The following is a 25,287-nucleotide window of genomic DNA, read 5'->3' on the forward strand; positions in this document are numbered from 1 at the left end:
GGCCGGCCGACTCCTCGACCTTCCAGCGGATCGCCGACGAGGCTGACGTCATCGGTACCAGAGGGCTCTAGCGGCGTCTCGCTGAGACCGACACCATGACACTTACGTGTCACGTCTGCCGAGGAGATTGAGCATGGGATCACTACCTGACTGGGTTGCTGCAGGCGCGGCGGTCGTCGCTGCGGCTCTGGTCGCCTGGCAGTCACTGGAAACACGACGAAGCGCACAGGCTTCCGCCGCCGCCGTCACCACGGCTAACGCGGCCCTTGAACACAGCCGTAGTTCGTTAGAGTTGTTGAGATCGAGTGTCGATGTAGCAAAGAGTGAGGAGCTACATTCTCGAACTTTGATCATCGAATCCGTTAGATCGCGAATGGATGCCGCTTCTCAGCTCCTGACGATAACGGCCGATCCTCGACCGGAATGGCCACCCTTGGAGCAAGACACGAAGTTCCCGTTTATTCTTCAAGGCGTCGACACCGATCACATATTTCACGAATTAGATGATGCAGAGCGATGGCTTACCTTGCAATACAGAGTATCGATCCGGAACGATGGGCCTCGTACCGCAGTCTTTGAGTTGCCCTCATGGCGCTTGGACAAGGGAAGTCCGTTCGCGACGATTGAGCCATCACGAGTATACGAACTACTCCCAGGGGATTCTATTTCAGGCTGGTTTGATATTCGAAAGACCGTGGCTGACTGGTCAAGCATGGCTCAGGCGCGCCTAATCGGGGCCGCCAACGCGGTCGACTCATTTCAGTTCATATATTCAACGCCAATGGATTCGGGTGTGTCGGATAGGTATATCATTGAGGTTAATGGAGTTCCATTCTTTCCGAAGTGGGAAGGTGGCCAGCTCAACTGGGCTATTCCTGAGGACTGGGATCCGGATCCCAATTATCCCGCACTGGCCCCAACCGCTAAAGTTCTTGAATCAGCTCGTACCTACTGGATCTCGCGAAGTTCGGGGCAGGTACTGCCGAGCTTGGAATCGGGGCATGACTGATGGGTTCGACCGCAAGTTGCCGTCGCGGGCCGCACGCGACACCAGGCGTCAATTCACGGTTACGTGTCAACCGCGGCCAGTCCTCCAGATCGTCCCGATAGCTGCCACCGAAGGTCCGGAGTGGCATGCGTCCGGGGGCGAGCTTGCTCGATCGCGAAGCGACACCGAAGGCGCCATTGACGCCTGGCGCGTAGGGCCGTCCCTCCCATGATTGCTGTCGGGACGATCCGGTAGCCCCCGGTCAGGCGGCAGGTACGTCCAGCCATCTCGCGCGGGTGGCCGGCCAACCGGGGCGTGCGGTCCACAGCACGGTGTCGAACGTTGATGGCGAGTACTGCTGTCTTCGACCCGGCACCCTGTTGGCACGTGCGCGCCAGGCCAAGGGCCGTGCCGGGAGCGAAGGCAGGCGGCCCGTCCTTCGGTGGCGGCGCGCTTTCGGGCCCTGAAGGGCCCGTCTTGAAGACGTAGAGAAACTTGTCAGCTGACGAGAAGCCACAGGCAGGGGGGTGTCACCACCGGAGGAGGCTGCACAAGCTAACCGCCGAGGCCTAGCCGATGTTCGAGGTATTTTTGGAGCGTTGCGAGGGCCATGCCGCCTGCTTTTGAGCCTAATGACGCAAGAAAGCGCCGGAGCTTCTGTCGGGCCACCAGGCGATCGCTGGAGCGCGCATCGGAATCCTCTAGCTCATGGACGGCCGACTCGAGGTCGGCCTTCTCCGATCCGGCAAAGCGATCAATCAGCTCAAGGATCTCTTTAGCTTCTGCTCCGAGATGGATCGTTCCTTGAAGGCTTTGCATCACGTGCCCAGTCACTTGGCCGATGACCTGTTGGTTAATCGTCACATTGAGGGCAGGGCTCACGACGGGAGCGTCTATGCCTGGAGAGAGGATCGCAGTGGCAACGTTGGCGATCGGAGGCACGAGGCCTTCTACGAGAGTGAGAAGATTAGGACCATTAGCCTCACCGTCGTCGAGTAACTCAGATTCCAGCTCATGCCGAAGCATCATGAGCCGCTCCTCGCGCGCATGCCGAAGATCTAGATGAAGTCGCCGTGTCAGTTTTCCATAGCGAGAGACCATCCGCTCTGCGTTAGCCACAGCGACTCCGCTCCCTGTTAGCTGGGCGATCGCCTCCTCAGGCTCGTCCGCGCAGGCATCAAGAAATTCGGAGAAATCTTGGAACTGCCGTGTCAGGTCGCCCGCTGGCTGAGCCTCTGAGCTGAAGAATTCGTATACCTGACCTGCAGGCGTCTTGTATCCATCCTGGCGAACCGCGCTTCTCCCGGTCTGGGTTAGCCAATCCTGAAAGAGGCCCAACAATGTAGCTGCTTCGTCGGCGTAGAGACGGCCAGAAGGAACGTAAATACGAAAGAGGAGATGCCGATCCTGATCTCCGAAAAAGGCAGCCGTTAGCACTGAGCGCTCGGCATTTGTTTTGTAGGGCATGACATTAACGTCATGAGCCTTCAACATTCCATTCACCGTCTCCCGCACAAGAGGCGTGACCGATCCCCAGTATCCTCTAGGCGGTTCATTGCCGAAACGTTGCGGGTCTGTGATGTATAGATCCCACTCGTATGCCCAGTGATCCGAATCTGGATCGACTGTCTCGGAATCGGGGCTCTCCCCAACTCCCGTTGCTGGACCGTGGTCGAAGTAGATCGCCTCATGGATGAATACGATATGTGGGACGTTTCCGATCGCGCCAATCAGTTCTTCGCTGATTCCCTTGTATTGAGGCGAAAGGATGCGTTCGTAGTCTGCCGAGGTGAATGTTGCGATGATTCCCATCAGATCGGGGCTCTTAGTGAATTCTATAATTTTCGCCCAGTTCTCCGGTTTCGACTTCAGTAACTTCTGCTCGTATCTTGCCCCCTCGGTCTTGATTTTGCTCGTCACTGACTCTGATGTCGTCGACCCCAAGAAGAGAAAGAATTTCGGATCTGAATCAGGCATTATTGCCCCCTGTAACGGCAGAAACTTGCTCTGTGGCAAAGAATAGGCTAGTGGTGTTGCCCGGCCAGTGCGAGCGGCTCCCTCCGGGGTGTCGGCAGCCCCCGGATGCTGGTGTACTAGAACAGTGCCGTGGAGCTGCTGCATCGGGGCAAGGTTCGGGATGTGTACAGCGATCGCCCGGGGTCCTGGTTACGACTTATCGCGTGTCGGTCTATGACGTGGTGCTGCCTACGCCGATCGCTGACTAGGGGAAGGTTGCTGACGAGTCTGTCGTTGTGGTGGTTCGAGCAGCTTGCGGACGTGATGCCCAACCACGTGATCTCGGCTACGGCTGTACCGGCCGAGTTCGAGGGTCGGGCTGTGCGGTTCAGCAGGTCGACATCATCCAGGTTGAGTGCATTGCTCGTGGTTACCTTGCTGGGCTGGGCTGGGACGCATACCAGGAGACGGGGAAGATCTCTGGTGTTGAGATCCCGCCAGGGCTTCGTGAGGGAGATAGGCCTCGCAGCCGGTGTTCACGCCGACTACGAAGACTGCGCCTGAGCATGGGGATGACGAGCCGATGACCTTTGAGGAGGTCTCGGAGGCTGTTGGGGCGGAGCTCGCGAAGACTCCTGAGGCGAAGACGCTGGAGCTTTTTCGAAGGCGACTGAGGTCGCCGCTGGTCGTGGTGTGCACCTGGCGGACACGAAGTTTGAGTTCGGGCTTGCCAAGGACGGGACGTTGGTCCTGGCCGATGAGGTGCTGACCTCGGACTCCTCGCGGTACTGGCGTGATGAGGACTGGAAGCCTGGTCAGCGACAGGTGTCGTTCGACAAGCAGTTCGTGCGTGACGGGGCTCGTGATCTGGGTACGTGGGACAAGACTCCTCCGGGTGCTGAGATCCCGGCTGAGGTGGTTGAGAAGACTCGTGTTCGGTACGTTGCGATGTACGAGCGGATTACCGGTCTGAAGTGGGAGTGACCATGCCGACCTAGGAAGAGATCCAAGAGGCTCGCCTCGCTGAGGTCCTGGAGCTTCAGAAGGTTCACAAGCGACTCCTTACCGCCAAGGATCATCGGACACCGAGCCAGACCTCGCTGGCGTGGACAGCAGTGGAACCCGCTTGTCATGCCGCTCATGGCGATGGTGTTCTGAGCAGCGATTCAGTTTGAGGATTGCCGATGCCCTCGAAGTTGGCACGGCCGGCGCCGCCCTATCGGCAGATTGCCGATGAGATCCGCGCGCGCATCTCCAGCGGCGAGTTGCAGGCTGGCGATCTGGTGCCGTCTGTACGGTCGTTGATGCGGGAGTACAGCGTGGCGATCGCGACCGCGCAGCGGGCCCTCTCGACACTGCGGAATGAGGGGTATCTCAAGTCGAAGCGCGGTGTGGGGAGCATCGTCACGACTCAAGAGGAGCGCGCCAGCATCCTTGGCGACAAATCCTCAGGAGCGGGGAAGGTTAGTCCGGCCGGGCAGTACACGAAGGTCGGCGAGGCCGCGATCGGGGAAGCTTCGGAGCGGGTTGCTGCCGCTCTGGGGTTGGCGCCGGGCGCGCCGATCGTTCAGCGTATGCGGATGTCGTACCGAGCTGATGGGAAGCCCGTTTCTATGGCGACGTCGTACTTTCGGGGCGATCTTGCTGCGAGGGCGCCATTGCTTCTGAGCGTTGAGAGTATCGCGGAAGGTGCGTTCACTTACGTTGCCAACACCACGAAGTGCACTGTGGGCGCTTGGCAGGACCAGTTCGAGCCGGGGATCGCAACAGCTGCGCAGGCCGAGCAGCTCGGGTTGGGTGAAGGTGCGTTGATCATGGCCAGCTGCCGCTGGATCTACGACAGTCGCGGTGAGGTGCTCGAGTACTGCGAGAGTTTTGGTGTTGAGCGAGTGATCTTCGAGGGCGCTGGGGTGCAGCAGGCCTTGGTGCTCAAGCACTGCTGAGCGTTCTCCCGGTGACTGATCGGGTCGATTCCGTGCTGGACGCGAATCTCACCCCTCGAAGGCAGGAGATCGTCCGGGAAGGGCTCTACAGTGCCGGTATGGGTGATACCGGGGTGGACTGGCGGGTTGTTGATGGGGTGATGACGGCGTGGTTCGGGGCGGCGTCTATGGGGGCTGGGGCTGCGTTGGTCGGGCGTGTGGTCGAGTTGCCGGTGGAGGTGGATCTGCGGGCGTCCGGGGTTCGGGTGCGGGTTGGCTCGGAGGGTGATGCCGAGATGGTGTCGGCGGCTGCGCGGGAGGTGGGGCTGGTTGCGGAGCCTGGGGTGTTGCAGCAGGTGAGTGTTGTGTTGGAGTCTCCTGAGCCGGATGGGGTGCGGTCGTTCTGGGGGCGGGTGCTCGACTACGCGGTGGCGGGCGACGGCGGGTTGGTGGATCCGTTGCGGCGGGACCCTGCGCTGAGGATGGGGCGGTCCAGTGAAGTGCGGCCGTTGCGGCAGCGGGTGCATCTTGATGTGGTGCGGCCGGGGGCTGTGGTGGAGCGGGTGCGAAGTGGGGAGCCGGCTGGGCCGTACGGGGTTTGTCATGCGGATGCTGACGGGAACGAGGTCGATCTGGTGCCGGGGGATCCGCTTGGGGAGAGCGGGGCGGACGACTGGCAAGCCGTGTTCAGTGCGATGGTTTGCTATCGGACGACGACGCCTACGCAGCAGCGGGAGTTGGCGGCTGCTGCAGCGACCCTTGCGGACGCGACCGGGTTTCCGTTGATGGTTGATCTGCGGCCGGGGCTCGTCCTCATCGACAGCGGGAAGGATCTGTGGGAGCAGGAGGCGCACGGTCTCGATCTGGACTTCGCCGAGTTGGCGGCGAGTCTTCAGAAGACCGCTCGCTGGCTCGGCGTCAGTGCGGATCCGGAGTTGCCGCGGTTTGTGCAGTTGTTTCTCGATGCGGCTGATGTCGACGCCGTACGGGCGTTCTGGATGGGTGCGCTCGGGTACGTCGCTGATCGGCGGGACGGGTTGAGCGACATCCGTGATCCGCGGGGGCTGAATCCGGTGCTGCTGTTTCAGGAGCTTGATGCTTCGGACGTCGAGCGGCGGCGGCAGAGTAATCGGATGTACTTCGAGCTCGCCGTGCCGGCGGACGTCGCGGAGGCGCGGCTGGCAAACATGATCGCTGCCGGCGGCCGGTTGATCGGTCAGGAGGACGGGCGGTGGCGGGTCGCCGATCCTGAAGACAACGTCCTGGTGATCGTGAGCTGACCTACTTCTGCGGGTGATCCGCGGTGCACCAGACCTCGGCGTCGGCGATGAAAGCGGTCGACATCGGCGCCGCTCGGTCGACCTTCGGCTCGCCTGACAAGCGCGCCCCGGCGACCGTGATGCTGCCGGTGAGGCACGGGATCCACACGGTGGAGAGGATGTTCGGTGTCCCGCCCAGGTCGTAGCGGTCGTTGCGGGTCAAGTAGCGCTCGATCGGGGTGGTGATCTCCACCTGCACGTCGTCAGCAAACGCAGCGAAGCCGGTCGCCAGGTCGAGGGTGAACTCAACCTCACCAAGAGTGTGCTCGGGCGCGGACCACGGAATGCCGTCGCTCACCGAAACGATGTGCCGGTTGAACTCCTCCCCGAGCCACGCACCCAGATCCGCATCCGGCCCGATGATCCGAATCCGGTCGTACGTGCCAAGGACCAGCGCGTGGCCGGTACCCCGGAGGGACCAGTCCACGCGCCAGACCGAGGCGTACGCCGTGGCGCCGCCTGCTTCGTCGTACAGGGTGACGCAGGGGTTCGCGCCCATCAGCCGGAGGGTCATTCCCCTACCTAACCAGCTCCTCCAGCAGCGGGTCCGGCGCCGCGGGCTGGGCGCGGCGCGCGGCGGGGATCGCCAGCGCGAGGATCACCGCGGCGGCTGCGAAAGCGGCCAGCAGGAAGAACGTGTCGGTGAAGCCGGCCTCCGCGGGGAGACCGTTGGACTGCAGGTGGGCGGTGATGATCGAGCTCGCGATCGCCGTACCGATGGAACCGCCGATGGTGCGGATGTTGGCGTTCATGCCGGTGGCGGCGCCGGTCTGCTCGCGGGGGACGTTCTGGACGATCAGGCTGGTCATCGACGCGTACGCGAGGCCCAGGCCGAGGCCGAAGATCGCGGTGGAGACGGCGACCTGCCAGGGCGAGTCGTGGAACTCGGCGAACAGCAGCGAGGCGACCAGGCTCAGCGCCGACCCGGAGATGACCTGGGCCTTCACCGAGAAGCGCGGCGCCATCGGGCCGCTGAAGGTGCCGGCCAGGGCCATCGTGACGAGCATCGGGAGCATCAGCAGGCCCGCCTGGGTGACGGTCGAGCCGAAGCCGAAGCCCGCGGCCTCGGGGATCTGCAGGAACTGCGGGACGAACGCGTAGACGGCGAACATCGCGGCCCCGAAGAGCAGCGCGACCAGGTTGGTGGTCCAGACCGCGGGGATGCGCATCATGCGCATGTCGATCAGCGGGTTGCGCGAGCGCAGCTCGACGGTGATCCACGCAGCCATCAGTACGGCAGCCGCCGTGAACAGCCCGATGGTCTGGGCCGACGCCCAGCCCCACGAGCGGCCCATGCTCAGCGGGAGCAGCAGCGCGATCAGCCAGCCGGACAGCAGGGCGGCAGCGAGCCAGTCGATCCGGCCCGGGACCTTGTTCGGGGACTCCGGGACGTAGATCCGGACCATCACCGCGGCCAGCGTGACGACGATCAGCGGGATCCAGAACAGCCAGCGCCAGCCCAGGTTCTCGACGATCGGGCCGGCCAGGACGATGCCGAGGCCACCGCCGGCGGCGATCACCGCCGACACGACGCCGACCACGGACGGCACCCGCTCGGCGGGGAACTCGTCGCGGATGATGCCGAACGACAGCGGGAACACCGCGCCGCCGAGGCCCTGCACGACCCGCGCGGCGATCAGTACGCCGATGTTCGGCGCGAGCGCCGCGAGCAGGCAGCCGACCGCGAGCGCGACCAGGCCGATCAGCAGCGTGCGCTCCTTGCCGACCATGTCGCCGATCCGGCCGAGCAGTGGGGTCGCCACCGAGACCGAGAGGAGGAGGGCCGTGAAGACCCAGGTGACCGTGCTCGCCGAGGCGTGCAGGTCGTGTTGCATCACGGGCAGTGCCGGGGTGACCAGCGACTGCAACATCGAGAACGCGGCCACGACGGTCGCGAGCACTGCCAGCGTCAGCCGTGGTGACGTCGTCTTCCGATGGTAAAGTTGAGGCATGCCTCCACTATAGCGGAGGTACCCCTCCGTTTCTAGTCGGTTAAGGTGATCGAGGTGACCCAGACCCCACGCGGCGGACTCGCCGCCGCGGTGAAGCGCCCCCAGCGGGCCGACGCGCGCCGCAACTTCGACGCCCTGCTGACCGCCGCCCGCGACACGTTCGCCGAGCAGGGCACCGACGCGTCCCTGGAGGAGATCGCGCGCCGGGCCGGCGTCGGGATCGGCACGCTGTACCGCAACTTCCCCACCCGCCAGGACCTGTTCGAGGCCGTGTACTTCGGCGAGGTCGAGGAGCTGTGCGCCGCCGCCGACGACGTCGCCGACCTGCCGCCGTGGGACGCGCTGACCGCCTGGCTCGAGCGCTTCGTCCAGTACGCCGCGACCAAGCGCGCGATCATCGAGGCGCTCAACCGCGACTCGGAGATGTTCACGACCGCGCGCGAGGCGATGTACGCCGCCGGGACGCCGCTGTTCGAGCGCGCGCAGCAGGCGGGCGAGGCCCGGACCGACATCGCGTTCGACGACCTGTTGCGGATGGTCAGCGGGCTGACCGCGGCGGGGTTCGTCGACGACGCGCAGCGCGAGCGGGTGCTGAAGATCGCGCTTGACGGGGTCCACACCTAACGGAGGAGTTCGTCGAGCCTGGCGCGGAGATCCGGCGCGGAGCCCTCGATCTCGACCACCTTGTCGCGGCTGGTCGCCCCACGGACCAGAGTCACGGCCGACCGCCGTACGCCGAACGCTTCGGCGACCGCGAGCAGAACCGCCTTGGTCGCCTGGCCCTCCACCGCACGAGCCGCGACGGCGACGACCAGCGCGGCGCCCGCCGGGCCGTCGTACCGGCCGCCGACCGACGTGCGCGACGCGCCCGGTCGGACGCGGAGCAGGAGCCTCATGGGTGAATTGTCGCCCGCGCGGGGAATGATCGGCGGCGTGGACATCGACGTCGCGCGCAACAGAGTCGCGTGGGAGCAGGCCTCCCAGAAGCACATCCGCGAGTACGACGAACTGCTGGCCGAGGCATCCCGGCGGGAGTCGCTGACGGCTGACGAGCTGCGGTTGCTCGGGCCGGTGCTGCGGGAGCGGCCGGTGGTGGTGCATCTGCAGAGCGGGCACGGGCTGGACGACGTGGCGCTGGTCGCCGCTGGGGCCAGCCGGGTGGTGGGGGTCGACTACAGCGTCACCGCGGCGACGGCGGCGGGGCGGCGGGCGCGGGAGCTCGGCGTACCGGCGTACTACGTGGTGGGTGAGGTGCCGGGAGCGCCGGTGAAGGCGGGGGTGGCTGACCTGGTCTACACGGGCAAGGGTGCGCTGATCTGGATGCGGGACATCGACGCGTGGGCGCGCGGGGTGGCTGAGCTGTTGAAGTCTGGCGGGCACTTGTTCGTGCACGAGGGGCATCCGGCGGTGCCGCTGTGGTCGTGGGAGGAGTTCGGGATTCGCCCCGATCGCGGCTACTTCGCCGAGTCGCACCTCAACGACACGTTCCCGGCGAACGGCGCGCGGGAGTGGCAGTGGACGCTCGGGCAGATCGTCACCGCGGTGGTCGCCGCGGGGCTGGAGATCCAGGTGCTGGAGGAGTACCCCGAACCGTTCTGGAAGCCCGTCGGCCAGGAGGCGTCGGCGTGGGACGGCCGCCTGCCGAACTCGTACGCGCTGATGGCCCGCAAGCGCTGACCGCCGCGGCGCCGGCGGAACGGTGAGGCTAGCTCGGGTCGTGGAGAGTGCTGCCTGCTTGGTGCTCAAGCCAGGCCGGGCCGAGGAGCTCGCCGTCGATCGGCCCGAAGTGGTCGAGAGCGGCGCGGTGCAGGTCGGCGACCGCGGTTGTGACCGGGTGCGGGAGGCCCTCGGCCGCGTGCTCGACGGCGTTCAGCTCCTCGACGCAGCGGTCGAGGCCGAAGTCCGGGAGATAGTTGCCGGCCAGCAGCGCCGGTAGATGGCGCTGCGCGAACGCGCTGTCCCCCGCGCTGCCGCTGAGCAGCTCGGCGAAGCGCTCGGGCGATTGGCCGTGGCGCTGGGCGAGGAGCAGTGCCTCGGTGGTGAGCGTCGCCTGGCCGAACCAGAGCAGGTTGATCAGGAGCTTGGTGAGATAGCCGGTGCCGTGCGGCCCGGTGTGGTGGATGGTTGTCGCGAAGGTCCGCAGGATGGGCTCGGCGGCAGCGAGTACGTCGGCGGAGCCGCCGGCGTACAGGGTGAGCGTGCCGGCACGCATCCCATCCACTCCCCCGCCGATCGGGCACTCCAGGTAGGAGATCCCCGTCGCAGCGCGACCGATGGACTCGCCCAGCTCGGGCGACGCGCTCGTCAGGTCGATCCACAGCGTGCCGGGCTCCAGCCGGGCGAGGAAGCCCTCAGCGACCAGCGCTTCCAGCTCGGGAGCGCCGGGCAGGACGGTGATCAGTACGTCGGCGCTCGGAAGCGTCGGGGACCAAACAGCGCCCGCCTCTTCAACAGCTGCGCGTCGTTCGGCCCGAATGTCGTTGCCGAGGACATCGTGGCCTGCGGCAACCAGTCGCTGGATGAGCGGGAGGCCGATCCGCCCCACGCCGACAACCGCGACGTGACGTCCCCCGCCCACGCGATCAGCTCCGGCCGAGGGCCAGCGCGACGCCGTCCAGAATGTCGTGCTCGGACACAACCACCTCGTCGCGCGTCAGCGTCAACCGGTCGTACAGCCGCTGCAGGATCAACGCCCCCGCGCCGATCACATCCACCCGCCCCGGATGGATCGCCGGCTCGACCGTGCGCTGAACCCGGGTCGACCCCATCAGCCACGACGTCGTGTCCAGCAGCACCTCCCCCTCGATCCGCGCGTGATGAATGACCGCAGGGTCGTACTCCACCAGCTTCAACGCCACCGCGGCAACCGTCGTCACCGTGCCCGCGACCCCGATCAGCGTCCGGGCCTGATCGAGCGGCACCGTCGTCGAGTCGAGCAGCTCGTCGACGTCCTTGGTCGCGGCCGCCATCTCGGGGATCGTCGACGGGTCGGACCCGAGGTGTCGCTCGGTCATCCGCACCGACCCCATGTCGAGCGACTGCGCCGCAATCACCCCGGACGCGTCACCGAGCACGAGCTCGGTCGAGCCGCCGCCGATGTCGGCGACCAGATAGGGCCCCGGTACGTCGAGATCAGCGAGCCCGGCGGTCGCGCCGTGGAAGCTCAGCGCCGCCTCCTCGTCGCCGGAGATGATGTCCGGCGTGACGCCGAAGCGCTGCTCGATCCCGGCGAAGAACTCGTCCCGGTTCCGCACGTCCCGCGCCGCCGACGTCGCGACGAAGCGGATCCGCTCGACACCGGCCCGGCGGACCAGCGCGGCGTACTCGTCGGAGGCCGCGAACGCCCGCTCCAACGCCTCCGGCGCGAACATCCCGGTCGAGTCGACCCCCTGCCCCAGCCGTACGACGGTCATCCGCCGGTCCAGCTCGGTCAGCTTGCCGTCGGCAACGTCCGCGATCAGCAGCCGCAGCGAATTGGTGCCACAGTCAACGGCAGCGACCCGAACGGTGCCCTCGGCAACCGGCGGGAAGTCGGTCGTTGCCGACCGCCCCATCGCCTCGGCCGAGCTCGCCTCGCCGGAGAACTCAGACACAGGGACCCCGACGGCCCCAGTCCTCCAGCGCCTTCAACGCCTCGTCCCCCAGCGGGTTCACCCCCGGCCCGGCGGCCAGCGAGTGACCGATCAGGACGTGCAGGCACTTCACGCGCGTCGGCATCCCGCCCGCCGAGATCCCCGCGATCTCCTCGACGTGCTCGATCGACTCGCGGTGCTCCAGATACGACTCGTGCGCGGCCTTGTACGCCGCCGCCAGCTCCTCGTCGGTGCCGAGGCGCTCGGTCATCTCCTTCATCATGCCGCCGGCCTCGAGCGTCCCGATCGCCGACGCCAGCCGCGGGCACGTCACGTAGTACGTCGTCGGGAACGGCGTACCGTCCGGGAGCCGCGGCTCGGTCTCGACCACGTCCGGCAGGCCGCAGGAGCAGCGGTGCGCGATGCTGCGGATGCCGCGCGCCTCCCGCCCGAGCTGGGCGCTGACGGCGGCGGTGTCTTCGGAGGTGACGCTCAACGATTGGCCTTCGGGGTGAGGATGGGCTTGGGGGTCGGCTTCACAGCCGGCGGTTTGGGCGGCTCGGCGGGTTTGCCGGCGCCCTCGACGCTGCCCCACAGCTTGGTGTACCAGGTCGGCTTCTGCACGTCCGCCTCGGCATCGGCCGGACCGGTCGGCTCCGGCGGCGCACCGATCGGTTTGCCGTCCGCGCCGATCACCCGGTACCCGACCTCGCCGGGCATCACCCAGCCCAGCCGCTGCCGGGCCTGCGCGCGCACGTACGCGTCGTCGTCCCAGCGGGCGATCTCGTCGTTCAGCTGGTCGACACGCTTCTCCCGGTCCCGGATCTCCTGCTGCAGCGCGGTGATCTGCTGGTGCTGGTCGAACCAGACCCGCAGGCTCTGCGCGTACGACACGATCAGGGCCCCGAGAACGAGCAGTACGACGGCCGCCCGGCCGGTCAGGTTGCGCGAACCGCGCGTCCTGGGCGGCGGAGGCGGCGCTCCCGTCGTACGGCGTTTGGGCTGGGTGCCGTCCCGCCGGACCGGTGGCCGCGACTGGGTCCGGCTCGACGGACGCGAGCCGGGTCGGGCACCGGTATCCCGGCGGGACGCCATCAGATCAGCCCTGGAACCGCGGGAAGGCCGAGCGGCCGGCGTACCGGGCCGCGTCGTCCAGCTCCTCCTCGATCCGGAGCAGCTGGTTGTACTTCGCGGTCCGGTCCGAGCGCGCCGGGGCGCCGGACTTGATCTGGCCGCAGTTCGTCGCGACCGCCAGGTCGGCGATCGTGGTGTCCTCGGTCTCGCCGGACCGGTGCGACATCATGCAGGTGAACCCGTTGCGGTGCGCCAGGTCGACGGCGTCCAGGGTCTCGCTCAGCGAGCCGATCTGGTTCACCTTGACCAGCAGGCTGTTCGCCGACTTCTCGGTGATACCGCGCTGCAGCCGCTCGACGTTGGTGACGAACAGGTCGTCGCCGACCAGCTGGGTCTTGGTGCCGAGCTCGGCCGTGATGGCCTTCCAGCCGTCCCAGTCCTCCTCGTTCAGCGGGTCCTCGATCGACACGATCGGGTACGCCGCGACCAGCTCGGCGTAGTACGCGATCATCTCGTCGGCCGACTTCTTGCCGCCCTCGAAGGCGTACACGCCGTCGGTGTGGAACTCGCTCGCGGCCACATCCATCGCCAGGGCGATGTCGGTGCCGAGCTTCAGGCCGGTCTTCTCGACCGCGACCGCGATCAGGTCGAGGGCCTCGCGGTTGCTGCCCAGGTTCGGCGCGAAACCACCCTCGTCACCGAGACCGGTGGACAGGCCGCGCTCCTTCAGTACCGCCTTCAGCGCGTGGTAGACGCCCGCGCCCTGCATCAGCGCCTCGGCGTACGTCGCCGCGCCGATCGGGGCGATCATGAACTCCTGCACGTCGACGTTGCTGTCGGCGTGCGCGCCGCCGTTCAGGATGTTCATCATCGGGACCGGCAGGACGTGCGCGTTCGGGCCGCCGACGTAACGGAACAGCGGCAGACCGGCCGAGTCGGCCGCGGCCTTCGCAACCGCCAGGCTGACACCGAGGATCGCGTTCGCGCCCAGCTTCGCCTTGTTCGGCGTACCGTCCAGGTCGAGCAGGGCCTGGTCGATCAGCCGCTGCTCGTGGACGTCGTACCCGACGATCTCCTTGTCGATGTCCTCGAGAATGGCGGTGACGGCCTTGAGCACGCCCTTACCGCCGTACCGGGCCTTGTCGCCGTCGCGCAGCTCGACGGCCTCGAACTGGCCGGTGGACGCGCCCGACGGCACCGCGGCCCGGGCGACGGTGTCGTCGTCGAGCAGAACCTCGACCTCGACAGTGGGGTTCCCGCGCGAGTCGAGGATCTCGCGCGCGCCGACGGCCTCGATGGTGGCCACATCTACTCCCAAGCTTCAGATGACGGATCACCGCCGAGCCTAACGGTCAGACCAGCCGACGGGGTGGACCGCGTCAGCATTCAGCCTCCCACCCACCCAGCCCCTGCCTCGTCAGCAACACACCTTTCTCCTGCCTCACTGGTGCACGAGTGCAGGCAGTTGGAGTTCTACAGCGCCGCGATCACCTGAGCCGCCAAGCGCTCGGCCTGCTCGACGCTCGCCGGCTGTAGCCAGCCCTCGTTCAGCGCCGGAGTGCCGCCGTGCTTCACCGTCATTCGGAAGTCGAGGCAGGCGAGCCACAACGGCCGCAGGTTGAGGATCGCAGGGAGCCGGTGGAGTTCCTCGTCGGTCAGGCGGACGTGCTGGGAGTAGCCGCGCATTACCGCGGGGACGTTCTCGGCCGCGTTCTGCTCGGCGGCGGTGCGGAGGAGCCAGGCCAGAGCGGGCAATCTTGGGCCGCGGCCGGAGCCGGCCCAGCCGACGATCGACAGGTTGCCGACGTCGCCGACGGCGGCCCAGGGGTGGTAGTTGCTGTGGGTCAGGGCCTCGGGGAGGGCCTCGGCGGCGTCGGCGGATTCGACCTGGTCGCGGAGCCACTCGAACTTCTCGCGAGCACCGGCAGTCACGCTGTCTTCGACGCTGACCAGGAAGCTCATCGCGGCGGCCAGGTCCTGGGTGGGGCGGCCGACGTGGAAGCCGCCGTCGTGTTCCTCGGCGCCGCCGGGTCTCGCGACCGCGCCGTCGGCTGCGGGGAGTGTGTGCAGGCGGCCGAGGAGGTCTGCCAGTTCGTGCCAGACGGCGGGGGAATCGGCGCTCGGGCGGCCGCCGGGGACGAAGTCGGTGAGGATGATGCCCTTGCCGTCGTGGACGGTGACGGGGTCGTCGTGGATGACGCGTTCGGCGGGGAAGTCGTGGGCGGCGAGGAAGCGCAGGATCTCCGCGTCGCCGCGGACGCGGCTGACGCGGTCGGCCGACGAGGAGAACACCCGCGCGATCCAGCGCCGGTGCGCTGTCGCTCCGGTCGAGGTCGAGGCCGGAGAGGTACTGCGCGACGTCCGGCCGTCGGTGTGCTCGACGACCAGGGTCCACGGGTAGTGCCCCGGCCAGGAGTCGCGGGGGCGGGTGGCGGGGTCGTCGTCGATCGGCATCATCGAGCTGATCGCGATCCCGTACCGGTCCTCGAGATGGAGCCTCAGTGCCGCCGGGTCGAACGGGCGCGAGTGCGCGAACTCCTGCCGGTTCGCCAGCTCCAGGTCGGCGCGGGCCTGGGTGTACCGCTGTCCGGTGGCGCGGGCGCGTTCGCGGGCCGCGCGCTTGAAACTGCTCTGCTTGGTCATGACGAGCCTCCTCGACGTGTCGTCGTCCCCCAGCAACGGGACACTCGAACAGGCTTGGACCGGTCGCGACCCTGAGGGCAGATTCCCCTTCGCCGTCCCGAGGTCCCGGCTGGGGCAGGTCCTCGCAGGCTCGGCGTCAGGTCAACGCCACCACCGATCGTCGTCGAACGCCCGGCGCACGTCAACCGACTGTTGCGCGCTGACGAAAGTCTCCGGTTCGGCGAAACAAAACCCGGCCCGCCGCGCTCTCACTCCTCCGACAGCACGCCGTACAGACGCAAGCACCTCGGAGGCCCCCAGATGATCCCCGCACTCGCGACCGTTCTCAGCCTGCTCGCCGCGCCCACTACGCCCACCTGGGTCGAGCAGCCGATTCCGGCCACCGGTACGACGTTCGACTCGATCAGCTCACGCGGTGGCGCACTGTGGGGCGTCGGGTCCAGCCGCGAGGACGGCAAGGACTGGGACCACCCGGTCGCGGCCCGGTGGGAGAACGGCGAATGGCACCCGACGGCCCAGCCGCGGGCGTTCGGCCGCCTGATGGACGTGGAGGTCCGATCGGCGAACGACGTCTGGGCGGTCGGCAGCTGGGGCGAACCGGACGGTCCCAGCCGGCCGTTGGTCCAGCACTGGGACGGGACCGCCTGGCGCGAGATCCCGCTGCCGAGCCATCCGGACGGGCTGCTGCAGTCCGTCGCCGTCGTCGAGGACGAGATCTGGGTGGTCGGCGTCGAAGGTGAGCAGTCGACCGTCTTCGTCGAGCGGTACAACGGCAAGAGCTGGCTCCCGCTGACCGACGACGTCCTCGGCGTCCCGGGGTATGCCTCGGACATCGCGGCCGTGTCCCCGATCGACATCTGGGTCGCGGCGTTCGACGACGGGATCAAGCACTACGACGGCAACGGCTGGACGAAGGCCGCGCTGCCCGGGGCCGCCGGCGTCTACGTGAACGACTTCGCGGTCGTCGGGCCGAACGACATCTGGGCGGTCGGGCACCGCGAGGACCCGGTCTACTACCGGACGCCGGTCGCCTACCACTTCGACGGCAAGCGCTGGTCGGAGGTACGAACGCCGCGGCAGACCGGCCAGCCGCTGGCCGTCGACGTGGTGAACGGCAAACCGTTCATCGTCGGGGACGGATGGGGAGACCGGGAAACCACCGCGCTGCGCTGGACACCGACCGGCTTCGTCGACGTACCAGCTCCCACCAAGCCGTCAGTGCTCTTCGGCGCGACCGTGCACAACGGCCGGTTCTGGGCGCTCGGCTGGCAGGAGAGCAAGCTCGAAGGCCTACAGGACACCTACCTGGCCGAGGTATCCGGCGAGTAAGCCGGGGTCAGGTGATCGCGGCCGGGGGGACGTGGCGGGTGAGGAGGACGCCGTTGGGTGCCTCGAAGATCACCAGGTCGGTCGGGTCGATCTTGAGCAGGACTGCGGCGGTGAAGCGTTTGCCGACGTGACTGTCCGCGCTGGGCGCCAGATGGACGTGCGTACGGCGACCAGCGAGCAGGCCGGTACGGCGGATCGCGGGCAGGGCGGCGGGCGTCGTGCCGTGCCAGAGCGGGCCCGCGGGGTGGACGCGCTGCCAGCTGGATTCGAGGGCCTCGACGGTGACTGGCATGCCGGCCAGGGAGTGGCCTTGGCAGGCTCGGATGAGAGCGCCGTCGACCTGCAGGCGGTTCTTGTCGTTGCGGGCGACCGCCAGGTCCAGGGCGGAGCGGTCGATACCGAGCAGCGCGAGGACGTCCTCGATCGACGACCACCCGTCAGGAGTCATCAGGAGGCCCTTCTCGCCGGCGCCGTGTCTCAGCAGCCACGATAGGCGTTTGCTCGTGCGTACGACGTCGCTCACAGGAGCATTGTGCGCAGGACGGTCAACCGGTCGTCGGTGGCGCGTTCGGGGCGGGTGAGGATGTAATAGCGGATCGGCGGCAGGTCGCGGATCGGGACCGCTCGCAGCGCGGCGGGGACGCGGACCGAGCCGTTGACAACCGCGGGACCGATGCCCAGGCGGACGAAGTGGACCAGCAGGTCCCAGCCTTCGGCTTCGACGGCCACCGACCAATCGACGCCGGCGTCGAGCAGGCTTCGTTCGAGCTGGCGGCGGTGCGGACGGGTCGGCGGCGGTACGACGAGCGCTTCGCCGCCGAGGTCCTTCAGCCGGATGCTGCGGCGGTCGGCCAGGCGGTGGTTCGGGCGGGTGACCAGGACCTGGGGGAACCGGGCGAGCTGGACGCAGGCGAGGTCCTTCGGTGGGACCGCGAGGGCGGTGACGCCGAGGTCCGCCGTACCGGTTCGGACGGCGTCGACCGTGCCGGTGGCGTCGGCGGTCATCAGGCGGAGCTGGCGCCGGGGCGTGAGGTAGCGGCGGATCGGGTCGCCGAGGAGGTACAGATACGCGCCGGAGCCGGCGGCCAGGACCAGCGGGCGCTCGACGCCCGCACCGAGACTGCCCAGGAACGCGTCGGCGCGGGAGCGGGACTCGTTGGCGAAGGCGGCCAGGGACTCCCCCGCGGCGGTCAGGCGGAGCTGGCGGCCGTGCTTGGAGTAGAGCGGCTGCCCGAGGCGTTGCTCGAGCTTGCGGATGCGGGTGTGCAGCGCGGGCTGGCTGACGTGCAGCTCCTCGGCGGCGCGGGTGAAGTTGCGGTGGGCGGCGAAGGCCGCGAACGCGGTCAGGTCGTCGGCCACCAGCTCCATAACCGCAGACTATAGTCGCCGTGTCGATAAATAGTTCTGCTGGAAAGCCCGGGCGGTCAGGCTTGGTGGCATGGAGCAACGACTGGGGATCGACATCGGCCGGGTGATCATCGACGGGACCAACGGACCAGGTGACACCTCCTTCTTCCAGGGCGACACCGCGGCGATGCTGCGGACGCCGGCGGTACGGGGTGCGTTCGCGGCGATCAGCCGGCTGACCCGCGTCTTCGACCAACGGGTCTGGCTGGTGTCCAAGTGCGGACCCCGGATCCAGCAGCGGTCGCTGCAGTGGCTCGCCCACCACCGCTTCTTCGAGCAGACCGGGATCCCGGCGGACAACGTCCGGTTCTGCCTGCAGCGGCGGGACAAGGCGATCCACTGCCGGGAGCTCGCCATCACCCACTTCGTCGACGACAAGCCGGACGTGCACGAGGCCCTCGACGGGCTGGTCGAGCACCGGTACCTCTTTGGTCCGCAACGCAGCCGGTACGTCGCACCGGGCGTCACCGCGGCCCGCACCTGGGCCGAGGTCGAAAGCTTTCTACTTGCGAAAGTGGAAAGTGATCTCTAGGCTTTCCGGTATGGAAAGTGATGCGCGGGAGCAGTTGCGGAACCTCGAGCGGGCCGAGGCGGCGCCGTACGTCGAGTACCCGGTGACGCCGTGGTGGTACGCGCCGGCGATCGGGCTGTGGGTGGCGGCGATGATCGCGACGTTCACCTGGTGGCGGGAGAACGCCGCCCTGTTCGCGGGATCGCTCGCGGCGCTGATCGTGCTGGAGCTGGTGTTCGTCACGTGGATGCAGCGGCGGCACGGCGCGCTGCCGATGCCGGGACGCGGCAAGCCACCGGCGGAGATCGGCGCCTTGTGGGGCAAGTACTTCGCGGGCCTCGCCGCTGTGGTGGTCGCGGTCGGCCTGGTCTGGTGGCTGGTCGGGGTGCCCGCGGCGGCGGTCGTCGCGTTCGTGCTCGTCACGAGCGGGCTGGTCGTCTACGAACGCCGGTACGCCGTCGCGGCCGCGCGCGTGAAGGAGCGGCTGGCGTGATCAAGGGCCTCGACCCGGTCATCCACGCACCGAAGCGGCTGGCCGCGATGGCGGTGCTGGCCAACGCGCCGACGGCGTCGTTCCGCTTCCTGAAGGACTTCCTGGAGGTCAGCGACTCGGACCTGTCGAAGCACATGTCGGCGCTGGAGGCCGCCGGCTACGTCAGCGCGGCCAAGGACGGCCGCGGGCGCGGCGCGACGACGACGTACAAGCTGACCCGGGCCGGCCAGAAGGCGTACGCCGCCCACCGCGACGCACTCCGCGCCCTGCTCGACGGACCGCTCTAGAGGTCAGCCGGCCTCGGTACTGCGGACCTGGTCGGCCAGCTCGTGCGTGGCCTTGCGCAGCGCCTGCTCGGGGTCGACACCGAGCTCACGCGCCTGACGGACGAGAGCGAGCAGAGCCTCACCGATGTCAGTGGAGGAAGCCTCGACCGATACAGGAGGCAGCACCTTCGCGGCCCGCCCGACCACCTTGTCCGCCAGCGCCAACGCCGGCAGCGCCAGCGGAATCCCGTCCAGCACCGACGATCGCTGCTTCTCCGCCGCCTTGATCGTCTCCCAGTTCGCCTCGACGTCGGCGACCCCGTCGACCGCAACCCCGGCAAACACATGCGGATGCCGCCGGATCAGCTTCTCGACGATCCCACCGGCGACGTCGTCGATGGTGAACCCGTCCTCGGCCTCCTCCGCCACCCGCGCGTGGAAGGCGATCTGCAGCAGCAGATCTCCCAGCTCCTCGCGCAGGTGCGTGTAGTCCCCGGTGTCGATCGCCTCGAGCGTTTCGTACGTCTCCTCGAGCAGGTACTTCGCCAGCGACTCGTGCGTCTGCTCCTGGTCCCACGGGCAGTTGCGGCGCAGCCGGTCCATCACCTGGACCAGGTCGATCAGCCGAGCCCCCGGTACGTCGTACGAGCCGTGCAGGATCTCCACCTCGTACGCCGGCCGCGGCTCCCGCGCCAACTGGTCCGCGACCAGCCGCAGCAACGCCGGCTCGCCGTCCTCACCCACCAGCCATGCGACAGCCTGGCCTTCAGAGGCGGCGGCAACCAGCCACGACCACTGCGCGTCCGCGCCACCTTCGACCGACGTCACGACGAGCCCGGAGCCGACCACCGCCTGCACAGAAGGGCTCTCGACCCCGGCCGCCGCGCCGATCACCGAGGCCTGCTCGAACGCCTGCCAGGCCGCGCGGGTCAGCAGACCCGGCGCGACCCGCGGGCTGGTCAGGACGACCTTGATCAAGGCGTCAGCCCTGCGGCTGCGGCTGCTGTTGCTGCTGTTGCTGCTGCTCGGCGGCCTCGCGCTTGGCCTTGGCCTGCGCGGACTCCTCCGACAGCGAGCCGGAGACCTTGCCGTCGATCGCGCCGTCGGTCCACTTGCCGAACCGCGGCGAGATGGTGACGTCGATGTCCTTCGAGGCGTCCTTGACCGCGACCAGGCCGGCCTGCTGGGCCTGCTGCACGTTCGGGTCGGTGATCCCGGTGCCGCCACCGAGCTTGATGGTGCCGACCGCCGCCTTCGCGACGCCGCGCAGGAACTCCTCGGCCACCGGGTCGGCGACGAACTTCTCGTACGCCGCCTGGTCGCCGACGACCGCCTTCATGGCCGGCGCCAGCTCGGCGTCGGTGACCGTGACCGAGCGCTGGTCGGCGATCTGCTGCACCAGCGCGCTGTTCACCAGCTCGCTGAGCGCCAGCGAGGCCGTGAACGGCTGGCCGAGCGCGGTGGTCACCGAGCGCGAGGTGTCGTCGACGTCGCCGACGGTGATCTCGGTCCCGCCGACGACGGCCGCGGCACCCGGGTGGGTCCCGGTGGCGCAGCCACCCAGCAGCAGCACCGAAGCCAGCGCGGCACCCGCCACCTTGACGAGGTTTCTGCTCAACGCACTCTCCTCCAGCTGGAACTCATCAGGCCGTCGCCCCCACGGGCTCGGCGATCACGTCGTCGATCAGTCTCGCGCACCACTGCAGCAGCTCCTGGTCGCGCAGCGGCTCACCGGCGACCGGCCGGGTGGCAGGTCTCGGCACCAGGATCGTACGCAGTTGCGGCTTGACCAGACTCTTCGGGTACAGCCTGTTCAGCCGCAGCACCTTCGAGTCGGGCAGCTCGACCGGCCCGAACCGGATCAGATTGCCCTGCAGCGTGACGTCGTGCAGCCCCGCGACGCGCGCGTGGTTGCGGAACTTCGCCACCTCGATCAGGTTCAGCACCGGCTGCGGGATGTCGCCGTACCGGTCGTGCAGCTCCTCGACCAGCTCGGCGATGCCCGCCTCGTCCCGTACGGCGGCCAGCCGCTGGTACATCTCCAGCCGCAGCCGCTGCGAGGGCACGTAGTCGTGCGGCAGGTGGGCGTCGATCGGCAGCTCGATCTTGACCTCGGGCTCCTCGGCCTGGGTGTCACCGCGGTACTCCGCGACCGCCTCGCCGACCAGCCGGACGTACAGGTCGAACCCGACGTCGGCGATGTGCCCGGACTGCTCGCCGCCGAGCAGGTTGCCGGCGCCGCGGATCTCCAGGTCCTTCATCGCGACCGCCATGCCGCCGCCGAGGTCAGCGTGCTGGGCGATGGTGGCCAGCCGGTCGTGCGCGGTCTCGGTGAGCGGCTTCTCCGGCGGGAAGAAGAAGTACGCGTACGCGCGTTCGCGGCCCCGCCCGACCCGGCCGCGCAGCTGGTGCAGCTGCGAGAGGCCGAGCAGGTCGGCGCGCTCGACGATCATCGTGTTCGCGTTCGAGATGTCGATCCCGGACTCGACGATCGTCGTACAGACGATCACGTCGGAGCGCTTCTCCCAGAAGTCCTGGATCACGTTCTCCAGGGTGTGCTCGTTCATCTGGCCGTGCGCGACGCTGACCCGCGCCTCGGGGACCAGCTGGCGGATCCGCGCGGCGGCCTTCTCGATCGTGTTCACCCGGTTGTGGACGACGAAGACCTGGCCCTCGCGGAGCAGCTCGCGCCGGATCGCGGCGGTGATCTGCCCCTCTTCGTACGCGCCGACGAAGGTCAGCACCGGGTGCCGCTCCTCGGGCGGGGTGGCGATCGTGGACATCTCCCGGATGCCGGTGATCGACATCTCCAGGGTCCGCGGGATCGGCGTCGCCGACATGGTCAGGACGTCGACCGCGGTGCGCAGCCGCTTCAGCTGCTCCTTGTGCTCGACGCCGAAGCGCTGCTCCTCGTCGACGATCACCAGCCCGAGGTCCTTGAACGCGACCTCGCCGCCGAACAGCCGGTGGGTGCCGATCACGACGTCGACCGAGCCGTCGGCCAGCCCGTCGATGGTCGCCTTCGACTCCTTGTCGGTCTGGAACCGCGACAGCGGCGCGACGTTCACCGGGAACGCGGCGTACCGCTCGGCGAAGGTCGCGTAGTGCTGCTGGACGAGCAGCGTGGTCGGCACCAGTACGGCGACCTGCTTGCCGTCCTGGACCGCCTTGAACGCCGCCCGGACCGCGATCTCGGTCTTGCCGTAGCCGACGTCGCCGCAGACGATCCGGTCCATCGGCGTGATGCGTTCCATGTCGTGCTTGACGTCGTCGATGGTGGCCAGCTGGTCCGGCGTCTCGACGAACGGGAACGCGTCCTCCAGCTCGCGCTGCCAGGGCGTGTCCTTGGCGAACGCGTGGCCCTTGGTGGCCTGGCGGGCGGCGTACAGCTTGATCAGCTCGCCGGCGATCTGGCGGACCGCCTTGCGGGCGCGGCCCTTGCGCTTGGCCCAGTCGCCGCCGCCCATCTTGTCCAGCGTCGGCTGCTCGCCGCCGACGTACCGGGTGACCTGGTCGAGCTGGTCGGTCGGGACGAACAGCCGGTCGCCGGGCTGGCCGCGCTTGCTCGGCGCGAACTCGATCACGACGTACTCGCGGGTGGTGCGCTGGTTGCCGGTGCCGACCGTGCGCTGCATCATCTCGACGTACCGGCCGACCCCGTGCTGCTCGTGCACGACGAAGTCGCCGGGGGCCAGCTCGAGCGGGTCGACGGCCTTCTTCCGGCGGCTCGGCATCCGTTGCTGGGAACGGCGTTCGGCCGCCGAGCGCTGGCCGGCCAGGTCGTTCTCGGTGAGCACCGCGAACTTGATGCCGTCGGCAATGAACCCGTGGTCGAGCGCGCCCTGGGAGATCAGTACGACGCCCGGCTCCGGGATGCCGTCGATCGAGTCGACGGTCCGGGCCGGCAGCTCCGCCTCGGAGAACACCTCGGCCAGCCGCTGGGCCGGGCCGTGGCCCTCGGTGACGCAGACAACCCGCCAGCCGTCGCGCAGCCAGCCGCGGATGTCCTCGGCGGCAGCCGCGGTCTCACCGCGGTACGCCTCGACCTCGTGCGCGGCGATCTGCCGGCTGCGGACCGCGCCGGAGTCGGTGTCGATGTCGAACGAGACCCGCGCGCCCATCGAGTCGCGCAGCTCGGGCTCGTCGGTCGGCGCCGCCGCGAACGGCGACAGGCTCCACCAGGCCAGCCCGCGGTCGAGCGCCTGCGTCCGTACGTCGGCCAGCGACATGTACGCCGCCGCGCCCAGATCGATCGGGGCCTCACCACCACCGGCAGCCGCCGCCCACGACGCCTCCAGGAACTCCTGGCTGGTCGCGACCAGGTCGTGCGCCCGGGCGCGGACCCGCTCGGGGTCGCTGACCACGACGTGGGTGCCTTCCGGCATCAGGTCGACCAGCAGCTCCATGTGGTCGACCAGGACGGGCGCGAGCGACTCCATCCCCTCGACCGCGTGCCCCTCGGCGAGCTTCTCGAACAGCTCCGCCAGCTCCGGGTGCTCCTTGGCCAGTACGCCGGCCCGCGCACGCACCTCGTCGGTGAGCAGCAGCTCACGGCACGGCGGCGCCCACAGGCCGTGCTCGGCGATCTCCAGCGAGCGCTGGTCGGCGACCGCGAAGTACCGGATCTCCTCGACGTCGTCGCCGAAGAAGTCGACCCGCAGCGGGTGCTCCTCGGTCGGCGGGAAGACGTCGATGATCCCGCCGCGGACCGCGAACTCACCGCGCCGCTCGACCAGGTCCACCCGGCTGTACGCCGCCGCGGCGAGGCGCGTGACCACGTCCTCCAGCTCGACGGTGTCGCCGACGTGCAGCTGCACCGGGCGCAGGTCGGCCAGCCCGGCGACCTGCGGCTGCAGCACGGACCGCACCGGCGCGACGAGGATCTTGATCGGCCCCGTGGTCTCGTCGGACGGGTCCGGGTGCACCAGGCGGCGCAGTACGGCGAGCCGCCGGCCGACCGTGTCGGACCGGGGCGACAGCCGCTCGTGCGGCAGCGTCTCCCAGGCCGGGTAGTAGGCGACCGAGCCGGGCTCGACCAGGCACTGCAGCGCCTCGGTCAGCTCCTCGGCCTCGCGGAACGTGGCGGTGACCGCCAGCACCGGCCGGTCGGCGCCGAGCCGCTCGGAAGCGAGCGCGGCGAGCAGCACCGGACGGATCGGGCCGGGCGCGCTCAGGTCGAGCGTGGCGACTCCGTCGGCGCGGATGTCCTTGCTGGCGTCACGGAGCACGTCCGCGACCACCGGATCGGTGACGAGGGTGTCGACCAGACCGGCTAACTTCACGAGTTGTACTTCCCTTGAGAGACTTCCAGGCCGTCGGCGAGCAGCGACTCGATCGCGTCCGCCGTACGGTCGAGCTCGAACGGCAGGTCTTTGCGCTCGGTGCCGGAGAACTCGTTCAGCACGAAGTCCGCCGGGCTCTGCCGGCCGGGCGGGCGCCCGACCCCGAACCGCACTCGATGGTAGTCACCGGTACCAACCGACTTCCGGATCGACTTCAGGCCGTTGTGCCCGTTGTCGCCGCCGCCGAACTTCAGCCGCAGCGCCGCGAAGTCGATGTCCAGCTCGTCGTGCACGGCGACCAGGTTGGCCGGCTCGACCTTGAAGAACTTCAGCAGCCCGGCGACCGGGCCGCCGGACTCGTTCATGAACGACCGCGGCTTGGCCAGGATCGTCCGGTACCCGCTGACCCGGGTCTCGATCACCTCGGCCCGGGCCTGCTTGTGCTGCTTCCAGCCGCCGCCGACCCGGCCGGCCAGCTCGTCGACGACCATCTGGCCGACGTTGTGCCGCGTCTTGGCATAGGAAGGGCCGGGATTCCCCAGCCCGACGACCAACCACACGTCGTCCGCCACG

General features: G+C 68.4%; 26 protein-coding genes and 1 pseudogene. 11 read left to right on the forward strand and 16 right to left on the reverse strand.

The window, feature by feature from the left end; genetic code table 11:
* Positions 1 to 133 precede the first annotated feature (133 nt).
* Complete coding sequence (locus AB0M01_RS04410; protein WP_363665448.1) at positions 134 to 1,009, forward strand: hypothetical protein; 876 nt, start codon at positions 134 to 136, stop codon at positions 1,007 to 1,009.
* A gap of 534 nt (positions 1,010 to 1,543) precedes the next feature.
* Here AB0M01_RS04410 and AB0M01_RS04415 read toward each other — a convergent pair.
* Positions 1,544 to 3,109 (reverse strand): hypothetical protein, encoded by a 1,566-nt coding sequence (locus tag AB0M01_RS04415; protein ID WP_363665449.1) that lies wholly within the window; start codon positions 3,107 to 3,109, stop codon positions 1,544 to 1,546.
* An 18-nt stretch (positions 3,110 to 3,127) separates the two neighbouring features.
* Here AB0M01_RS04415 and AB0M01_RS04420 point away from each other — a divergent pair, with 18 nt between their 5' ends.
* From AB0M01_RS04420 to AB0M01_RS04435, 4 genes and pseudogenes are all read left to right on the forward strand, one after another.
* Positions 3,128 to 3,508 carry a hypothetical protein gene (locus tag AB0M01_RS04420; protein WP_363666200.1) on the forward strand — a complete coding sequence of 127 codons (381 nt, stop codon included), beginning with the start codon at positions 3,128 to 3,130 and terminating at the stop codon, positions 3,506 to 3,508.
* 105 nt (positions 3,509 to 3,613) lie between these two features.
* Positions 3,614 to 3,928 (forward strand): annotated as a pseudogene (locus AB0M01_RS04425) (phosphoribosylaminoimidazolesuccinocarboxamide synthase); the annotation flags it as partial.
* A 200-nt stretch (positions 3,929 to 4,128) separates the two neighbouring features.
* Positions 4,129 to 4,887: a GntR family transcriptional regulator gene (locus AB0M01_RS04430; protein WP_363665450.1), complete on the forward strand. Its 759-nt coding sequence runs from the start codon at positions 4,129 to 4,131 to the stop codon at positions 4,885 to 4,887.
* An 11-nt stretch (positions 4,888 to 4,898) separates the two neighbouring features.
* Complete coding sequence (locus AB0M01_RS04435) at positions 4,899 to 6,146, forward strand: VOC family protein (RefSeq protein WP_363665451.1); 1,248 nt, start codon at positions 4,899 to 4,901, stop codon at positions 6,144 to 6,146.
* Position 6,147: 1 nt separating this feature from the next.
* Here the strand turns inward: AB0M01_RS04435 and AB0M01_RS04440 are convergent, their stop codons facing one another.
* Together AB0M01_RS04440 and AB0M01_RS04445 are read right to left on the reverse strand one after the other, a co-directional pair.
* Positions 6,148 to 6,699, reverse strand: a complete 552-nt coding sequence (locus AB0M01_RS04440; protein ID WP_363665452.1) for a hypothetical protein — start codon at positions 6,697 to 6,699, stop codon at positions 6,148 to 6,150.
* A 4-nt stretch (positions 6,700 to 6,703) separates the two neighbouring features.
* Entirely contained in the window at positions 6,704 to 8,137 is a 1,434-nt protein-coding gene (locus tag AB0M01_RS04445; RefSeq protein ID WP_363665453.1) for an MFS transporter, read from the reverse strand.
* Between the two features lie 54 nt (positions 8,138 to 8,191).
* Here AB0M01_RS04445 and AB0M01_RS04450 point away from each other — a divergent pair, with 54 nt between their 5' ends.
* Positions 8,192 to 8,761, forward strand: a complete 570-nt coding sequence (locus tag AB0M01_RS04450; protein WP_363665454.1) for a helix-turn-helix domain-containing protein — start codon at positions 8,192 to 8,194, stop codon at positions 8,759 to 8,761.
* On the opposite strand, the gene AB0M01_RS04455 is transcribed toward AB0M01_RS04450, so the two are convergent.
* Positions 8,758 to 9,033 (reverse strand): DUF167 domain-containing protein, encoded by a 276-nt coding sequence (locus AB0M01_RS04455; protein ID WP_363665455.1) that lies wholly within the window; start codon positions 9,031 to 9,033, stop codon positions 8,758 to 8,760. The genes AB0M01_RS04450 and AB0M01_RS04455 overlap by 4 nt on opposite strands.
* Between AB0M01_RS04455 and AB0M01_RS04460 the strand changes: the two genes are divergently transcribed.
* Positions 9,032 to 9,814, forward strand: coding sequence for a methyltransferase domain-containing protein (locus AB0M01_RS04460; protein WP_363665456.1), 783 nt, complete (start codon positions 9,032 to 9,034; stop codon positions 9,812 to 9,814). The genes AB0M01_RS04455 and AB0M01_RS04460 overlap by 2 nt on opposite strands.
* A gap of 28 nt (positions 9,815 to 9,842) precedes the next feature.
* On the opposite strand, the gene AB0M01_RS04465 is transcribed toward AB0M01_RS04460, so the two are convergent.
* The 6 genes from AB0M01_RS04465 to AB0M01_RS04490 all read right to left on the reverse strand — a co-directional run bounded on the left by AB0M01_RS04465 (position 9,843) and on the right by AB0M01_RS04490 (position 15,426).
* The gene (locus tag AB0M01_RS04465; protein WP_363665457.1) at positions 9,843 to 10,715 is read right to left on the reverse strand and encodes an NAD(P)-dependent oxidoreductase; all 873 of its coding nucleotides are present in this window, start codon (positions 10,713 to 10,715) and stop codon (positions 9,843 to 9,845) included.
* Positions 10,716 to 10,719: 4 nt separating this feature from the next.
* The gene (locus tag AB0M01_RS04470; protein WP_363666202.1) at positions 10,720 to 11,691 is read right to left on the reverse strand and encodes a Ppx/GppA phosphatase family protein; all 972 of its coding nucleotides are present in this window, start codon (positions 11,689 to 11,691) and stop codon (positions 10,720 to 10,722) included.
* A 31-nt stretch (positions 11,692 to 11,722) separates the two neighbouring features.
* Entirely contained in the window at positions 11,723 to 12,205 is a 483-nt protein-coding gene (locus AB0M01_RS04475) for a DUF501 domain-containing protein (protein ID WP_363665458.1), read from the reverse strand.
* Positions 12,202 to 12,804, reverse strand: coding sequence for a septum formation initiator family protein (locus AB0M01_RS04480; RefSeq protein WP_363665459.1), 603 nt, complete (start codon positions 12,802 to 12,804; stop codon positions 12,202 to 12,204). Before AB0M01_RS04480 ends, AB0M01_RS04475 begins: the two co-directional genes overlap by 4 nt.
* A 4-nt stretch (positions 12,805 to 12,808) precedes the next feature.
* Positions 12,809 to 14,089, reverse strand: a complete 1,281-nt coding sequence (eno, locus tag AB0M01_RS04485) for a phosphopyruvate hydratase (RefSeq protein WP_363665460.1) — start codon at positions 14,087 to 14,089, stop codon at positions 12,809 to 12,811.
* A 167-nt stretch (positions 14,090 to 14,256) separates the two neighbouring features.
* Positions 14,257 to 15,426 (reverse strand): phosphotransferase, encoded by a 1,170-nt coding sequence (locus AB0M01_RS04490; protein WP_363665461.1) that lies wholly within the window; start codon positions 15,424 to 15,426, stop codon positions 14,257 to 14,259.
* 300 nt (positions 15,427 to 15,726) lie between these two features.
* Here AB0M01_RS04490 and AB0M01_RS04495 point away from each other — a divergent pair, with 300 nt between their 5' ends.
* Positions 15,727 to 16,755: a hypothetical protein gene (locus AB0M01_RS04495; RefSeq protein WP_363665462.1), complete on the forward strand. Its 1,029-nt coding sequence runs from the start codon at positions 15,727 to 15,729 to the stop codon at positions 16,753 to 16,755.
* A 7-nt stretch (positions 16,756 to 16,762) separates the two neighbouring features.
* Here the strand turns inward: AB0M01_RS04495 and AB0M01_RS04500 are convergent, their stop codons facing one another.
* Both AB0M01_RS04500 and AB0M01_RS04505 read right to left on the reverse strand, forming a co-directional pair.
* The gene (locus tag AB0M01_RS04500) at positions 16,763 to 17,278 is read right to left on the reverse strand and encodes a tRNA 2'-phosphotransferase (protein ID WP_363665463.1); all 516 of its coding nucleotides are present in this window, start codon (positions 17,276 to 17,278) and stop codon (positions 16,763 to 16,765) included.
* On the reverse strand, positions 17,275 to 18,123 hold the full coding sequence (locus tag AB0M01_RS04505; RefSeq protein WP_363665464.1) for a LysR family transcriptional regulator: 849 nt from the start codon (positions 18,121 to 18,123) through the stop codon (positions 17,275 to 17,277). Before AB0M01_RS04505 ends, AB0M01_RS04500 begins: the two co-directional genes overlap by 4 nt.
* Before the next feature lie 70 nt (positions 18,124 to 18,193).
* On the opposite strand from AB0M01_RS04505, the gene AB0M01_RS04510 reads away from it, so the two are divergent.
* Genes AB0M01_RS04510 through AB0M01_RS04520 form a run of 3 tightly spaced genes read left to right on the forward strand, consistent with a single transcriptional unit; the run spans position 18,194 to position 19,453 of the window.
* Positions 18,194 to 18,694 (forward strand): hypothetical protein, encoded by a 501-nt coding sequence (locus AB0M01_RS04510; RefSeq protein WP_363665465.1) that lies wholly within the window; start codon positions 18,194 to 18,196, stop codon positions 18,692 to 18,694.
* Positions 18,695 to 18,704: 10 nt separating this feature from the next.
* Positions 18,705 to 19,166, forward strand: a complete 462-nt coding sequence (locus AB0M01_RS04515; protein WP_363665466.1) for a hypothetical protein — start codon at positions 18,705 to 18,707, stop codon at positions 19,164 to 19,166.
* Positions 19,163 to 19,453: a transcriptional regulator gene (locus AB0M01_RS04520; protein WP_363665467.1), complete on the forward strand. Its 291-nt coding sequence runs from the start codon at positions 19,163 to 19,165 to the stop codon at positions 19,451 to 19,453. Before AB0M01_RS04515 ends, AB0M01_RS04520 begins: the two co-directional genes overlap by 4 nt.
* A 3-nt stretch (positions 19,454 to 19,456) precedes the next feature.
* Here the strand turns inward: AB0M01_RS04520 and AB0M01_RS04525 are convergent, their stop codons facing one another.
* The 4 genes from AB0M01_RS04525 to pth are packed head-to-tail and all read right to left on the reverse strand — an operon-like array spanning position 19,457 to position 25,286.
* Positions 19,457 to 20,410 (reverse strand): MazG family protein, encoded by a 954-nt coding sequence (locus tag AB0M01_RS04525; RefSeq protein WP_363665468.1) that lies wholly within the window; start codon positions 20,408 to 20,410, stop codon positions 19,457 to 19,459.
* Positions 20,411 to 20,414: 4 nt separating this feature from the next.
* A complete protein-coding gene (locus tag AB0M01_RS04530; protein WP_363665469.1) occupies positions 20,415 to 21,050 on the reverse strand; it encodes a hypothetical protein in 636 nt (211 codons plus the stop codon).
* A 25-nt stretch (positions 21,051 to 21,075) separates the two neighbouring features.
* Positions 21,076 to 24,714, reverse strand: a complete 3,639-nt coding sequence (mfd, locus tag AB0M01_RS04535) for a transcription-repair coupling factor (RefSeq protein WP_363665470.1) — start codon at positions 24,712 to 24,714, stop codon at positions 21,076 to 21,078.
* The gene (pth, locus tag AB0M01_RS04540) at positions 24,711 to 25,286 is read right to left on the reverse strand and encodes an aminoacyl-tRNA hydrolase (protein ID WP_363665471.1); all 576 of its coding nucleotides are present in this window, start codon (positions 25,284 to 25,286) and stop codon (positions 24,711 to 24,713) included. The genes mfd and pth overlap by 4 nt, the downstream gene beginning before the upstream one ends.
* Between the last annotated feature and the right edge of the window lies 1 nt (position 25,287).

Source organism: Kribbella sp. NPDC051770 (assembly GCF_040681455.1).
GTDB lineage: Bacteria > Actinomycetota > Actinomycetes > Propionibacteriales > Kribbellaceae > Kribbella.

What these genes read in the sequence shown, in the direction of transcription:
- AB0M01_RS04410 (WP_363665448.1), top strand. Translation starts at nt 134, where the DNA reads ATGGGATCACTACCTGACTGGGTTGCTGCAGGCGCGGCGGTCGTCGCT.
- AB0M01_RS04415 (WP_363665449.1), bottom strand. Translation starts at nt 3,109, where the DNA reads ATGCAGCAGCTCCACGGCACTGTTCTAGTACACCAGCATCCGGGGGCT.
- AB0M01_RS04430 (WP_363665450.1), top strand. Translation starts at nt 4,129, where the DNA reads ATGCCCTCGAAGTTGGCACGGCCGGCGCCGCCCTATCGGCAGATTGCC.
- AB0M01_RS04440 (WP_363665452.1), bottom strand. Translation starts at nt 6,699, where the DNA reads ATGACCCTCCGGCTGATGGGCGCGAACCCCTGCGTCACCCTGTACGAC.
- AB0M01_RS04445 (WP_363665453.1), bottom strand. Translation starts at nt 8,137, where the DNA reads ATGCCTCAACTTTACCATCGGAAGACGACGTCACCACGGCTGACGCTG.
- AB0M01_RS04460 (WP_363665456.1), top strand. Translation starts at nt 9,032, where the DNA reads ATGGGTGAATTGTCGCCCGCGCGGGGAATGATCGGCGGCGTGGACATC.
- AB0M01_RS04455 (WP_363665455.1), bottom strand. Translation starts at nt 9,033, where the DNA reads ATGAGGCTCCTGCTCCGCGTCCGACCGGGCGCGTCGCGCACGTCGGTC.
- AB0M01_RS04470 (WP_363666202.1), bottom strand. Translation starts at nt 11,691, where the DNA reads ATGGGGCGGTCGGCAACGACCGACTTCCCGCCGGTTGCCGAGGGCACC.
- AB0M01_RS04480 (WP_363665459.1), bottom strand. Translation starts at nt 12,804, where the DNA reads ATGGCGTCCCGCCGGGATACCGGTGCCCGACCCGGCTCGCGTCCGTCG.
- AB0M01_RS04490 (WP_363665461.1), bottom strand. Translation starts at nt 15,426, where the DNA reads ATGACCAAGCAGAGCAGTTTCAAGCGCGCGGCCCGCGAACGCGCCCGC.
- AB0M01_RS04495 (WP_363665462.1), top strand. Translation starts at nt 15,727, where the DNA reads ATGATCCCCGCACTCGCGACCGTTCTCAGCCTGCTCGCCGCGCCCACT.
- AB0M01_RS04505 (WP_363665464.1), bottom strand. Translation starts at nt 18,123, where the DNA reads ATGGAGCTGGTGGCCGACGACCTGACCGCGTTCGCGGCCTTCGCCGCC.
- AB0M01_RS04510 (WP_363665465.1), top strand. Translation starts at nt 18,194, where the DNA reads ATGGAGCAACGACTGGGGATCGACATCGGCCGGGTGATCATCGACGGG.
- AB0M01_RS04515 (WP_363665466.1), top strand. Translation starts at nt 18,705, where the DNA reads ATGGAAAGTGATGCGCGGGAGCAGTTGCGGAACCTCGAGCGGGCCGAG.